This is a genomic window from Mesorhizobium sp. M7A.F.Ca.US.005.03.2.1, assembly GCF_003997795.1.
In the GTDB taxonomy this organism is placed as follows: domain Bacteria; phylum Pseudomonadota; class Alphaproteobacteria; order Rhizobiales; family Rhizobiaceae; genus Mesorhizobium; species Mesorhizobium ciceri.
The window spans coordinates 1-999 of the sequence record NZ_RZRP01001355.1 but is presented as its reverse complement, the minus strand read 5'-3'; the positions used below and the strand labels follow the sequence as shown (position 1 = coordinate 999).

The window sequence follows — 999 nt, the reverse complement described above, 5'->3', positions numbered from 1 at the left end:
GTCCAGATTGCCGGTCGGCTCGTCGGCGATCAGGATGCGCGGCGACGGCGCCAATGCGCGGGCGATCGCCACGCGCTGCTGCTCGCCGCCCGACAATTCGCCGGGATAGTGGGTGACGCGGTCGCTGAGGCCAACCGCCGCCAGCTCGCGCGCCGCCACCGCGAACGGATCGGAATGGCCGGCCAGTTCCAGCGGCACCGCGACATTTTCGAGCGCCGTCATGTTGGGAATGAGATGGAAGGACTGGAACACGATGCCAATGTTTCGGCCACGAAACGAAGCAATCTGGTCCTCGCTTTTGCCGTTGAGCAGCTCGCCGGCGATTCGGACCGTACCCGAATCGACCCTTTCCAGGCCTGCCAGGACCATCAGCAAGGTCGACTTGCCGGAACCCGAAGGTCCGACGATGCCGGTCGCCTCGCCGGTCGCCACGTCGAGGCTCACCCCCTTCAGCACATGGACCGATGAAGCGCCCTCGCCAAGGGTCAGGGACACGTCTTTCAGCGCGATGACGGCTTCTGTCAAAATGAAATCGTCCTATATCTGGGAATGAAGGCTCTGCTTGCCGGAAGCCGTCGACTGGAGAATTCCTAGCTCATATGGGGCCTGCCGCATGTCTTTCAAACGCAGTATTGCCGCAGGCTTCGTGGTTTTCCTCGCCATTTGCGGCGTCATGTCGTCGGCGCGTGCCGAGCCGTTCAAGATCGTCGGCTTCGGTGACAGCCTGATGGCGGGCTATGGCCTTGGACCCGACCAGGGCTTTACCGACAGGCTGCAGGCAGCGCTTGGCGCCAAAGGCCACGACGTGACCGTCGCCAATGCCGGCGTCTCCGGCGACACGACGAGCGGCGGCCTGGCGCGGCTTGACTGGTCGGTGCCGGACGGCACGCAGCTGGTCATCCTCGAACTCGGCGCCAACGACATGCTGCGCGGCGTCTCGCCCGACATCACCAAAAAGAACCTCGACGAGATGCTGAGCAAGCTGAAGCAGCGCAAGAT

The 999-nt window shown here is 63.8% G+C and carries 2 protein-coding genes; one reads left to right on the top strand and one right to left on the bottom strand.

What is annotated here, in order from left to right; all coding sequences use genetic code 11:
• Positions 1-525, bottom strand: a 525-nt coding sequence (locus EN991_RS37720) for an ATP-binding cassette domain-containing protein (RefSeq protein ID WP_127370604.1), incomplete at its 3' end; no start/stop codon positions are given.
• A gap of 88 nt (positions 526-613) precedes the next feature.
• Here EN991_RS37720 and EN991_RS37715 point away from each other — a divergent pair.
• Positions 614-999 (top strand): GDSL-type esterase/lipase family protein (locus tag EN991_RS37715; protein ID WP_245461193.1); only part of this gene is annotated, 386 nt, incomplete at its 3' end.